Below are 2,637 nucleotides of genomic sequence, written 5' to 3' on the forward strand. Positions count from 1 at the left end.
CCAGGCGGTACTTGCCGGGGCCGTAGTAGCTGTCGTCCCGCCAGGTCGGCGCGTACAGGACGGCGCGCTTGCCCGGCGGCAGCCCGAGCCGCTCGCGCACCCGCTCGGCCAGCATCTCCCGATCAGGAGACGCGAGCACGTCGTTGCGCGGATATCCCGTTTCGATGAGCTCGCCCTCGTACCGGAACGCCCGGCGCAGGATCGGCGTGCTGAAACCGTTCGGGGACACCAGGTAACTCCAGTTCGGCGTCTCCTTGGCCACCTTCTCCAGGTAGCGGGCGTTGGCGAACTGCACGTCCTCGATGTCGAACCCGATCCGCTTGAGCGGGGTGCCGTGCCACGTCTGCACGACGACCTGCCCGGGACGGCGCACGAACCACTCCGGCAGGTGCGCGTTGGTGACGACGTAGCGGCTGCGGGCCATCGCCTCGTACCACTCGGCTCCCCACAGCCGCACCGGACGCGCCGTCCCGGGCAGCTCCACCTGCCCGTCGCGCACCACCCACAGATGCTCCACATCGGCGCCGCGCCGGACGAGTTCCTCGTGGATGGCGCGGGGGCTGTCGGAGTACTGCTTGCCCGAGTAACTGTCGTACACCACCGCCGGACGGAGGGGGCGCAGGCGGCGCGGCGCACGGTAGTGCCGGACGCGGGTCCGCGCCTGGCGGTAGGCGCCGCGCTCGTTCGGCCGCAGGTCGGAGTGGACCTCCACGATCGGCACGTCGTAGCCCTGCTCGCGGAAGACGTAGCGGCGGCCGTCCACCGTCGCCTCGACGGGCAGCCGGTCCAGGGCGGCGTGGTCCAAGGGGACGGCGAGAGGGCGTCCGGCGGGGGCGGTCGTGCTCGCCGGGCGCCTGACCAGCACATCCCATCGGCCCGAAGCCAGCGGCAGGACACCGCCGAGCGAGACGAGCCGGGCCAGCGGAAGCTCGGCGCGGAACCGTCCGGCAGCCCGGGACATCGGGAACGCGCGCTCCTCGTTCCGGTCGCGGCTGCGCAGCACCAGCTCGGCCGGGTCCGGCGAACCGGGCGGATCGTCGCCGGACAGCACCAGCGTCCCGCCCCGCTCCCAGGTCGCGTCGGTCACGACCGGGCGGGGAGTGCGGGCCTTCAGCTCGGCGTAGCCGTGGCGGGAGCGGTAGACGACGACCTCCTTGCCCGCGAAGGGATAGAGGCCCTCGGTGGCGTCGTCGTCCAGGACGATACGGACAGTTTCGTCCGCTGCGGTGGAATCGTCCGGCGCGGAGTCGTCCGCTGCGGAGTCGGCCTCGGCCGCGCGGTCCTCGGCCGCGTCGGGGCCCTCCTCGGCTGCGAAGTCGTCCGGCATCGCCGGATTCTCCGCCGCCTCCGCCTCCGCCTCCGCCTCGGCGGTCGCCGTTTCGGCCTCCGGCTCCGCCACGGGCGCCGGGCCCGCCACCGGCGCCGGGGCGTCCGCCGGTGTGCGCGCATCGGGGAAGCCCATGTCGAGCCGCCAGCCGGTCCCGTCGCGGGGTTCGGGCGCGGCGAGGCGGTTCGCTCCCTCGTCCTGGACGGGCATGTCGGCGATCAGCTCGGGCAGCGGGATCCGTGCCCGGAACCGGCCGCCGCCGCCGTCGGACGCCGCCGGGTAGCTGTTCAGCAGCGTCCCGGCCCGCCTCCGCACGATGACCGCGGCACCGTCCGGCACTCCACCGGGAATCGTGCCGCGGATCTCCAGGGCGTCGTCGACCACACGGTGGCCGGTGACGCGGGCCCGGACCGTCTCCACCCGCAGCCGCATCGTGCCGCCGCGCGTGATCATCGGCACCACGCGCACGTCCTCGTCGACGTAGTGCCAGGCCGGGTGCGCGCCGCTGCCGGAGGACGGTGCCGACAGCGCGCCCCGCCGCAGCACACCGCGGTCGTAGACCCCCGCCGCGACCAGCCAGGTCCCGTCGACGTAGCGGCCGCCGCGCCGCAGCCGCTTCGGATCGATCGTCGCCGAGAACCCCGACCACCGGTGGCTGCGGTGGGGGTCGCGCGAGACGTCGTCGGCGTCCGGGCAGCGCCGCGTCCACGCCGGGATCACCCTGGTCGTGCCGTCGTCCGTGTCGCGGACGCCGACGACCTTGAGCGACGACCAGGGGAACCGCGTCCCGATGTCGGCGATGAAGGCGTGGCCGGTGATGCGCAGCTTGCCGTCCCGCCATCGCGCCTCGTGCAGGTGGGCGCGGGCGGCCAGTTCCTCGCCGAGCCGGTACACGCGGCGGGGAATCCGCAGCCGGCGATCTCCCCAGAACGGGTACTTCGCGTAATGCCGCCACAATCGGCGGGTCACCGGGATGCGCAGTCCGCGGCGTTCGTACTCCAGTACCCTCAGCAACTCCGGCATCAATCCGCGGCCGACCAGATGCCATTTCAGGCGCATCATGGCGGGAAGATCATCAAGGGCGGTGCGGTCGGCCTGCTCCAGAAAGCCGTGCGCCAGCTCCACGAAACGGGAGCGGAACTCCTCGTCCGCCTCGTCCAGCACATTCAGGAAGATGCGGAGATCGCTGCGCAGTGCCACCTCGTCGTACTCGCGCTTGCACGCGCGCACCGCCCGCTCCGGCCGCGACCCCAGGAACCGGCTGACGGTCTCCACCGCCGCGAACCGGTCGGTGACGGCGCCGATCTCGG

1 protein-coding gene is annotated in these 2,637 nt (G+C 73.2%); it reads right to left on the reverse strand.

Annotated elements, in window-relative coordinates; genetic code table 11:
* Window positions 1–2,637, reverse strand: a 2,637-nt coding sequence (locus E1284_RS42785; protein WP_207924238.1) for a CDP-glycerol glycerophosphotransferase family protein, incomplete at both ends; no start/stop codon positions are given.

It is taken from the genome of Actinomadura bangladeshensis (assembly GCF_004348335.1).
GTDB lineage: Bacteria > Actinomycetota > Actinomycetes > Streptosporangiales > Streptosporangiaceae > Spirillospora > Spirillospora bangladeshensis.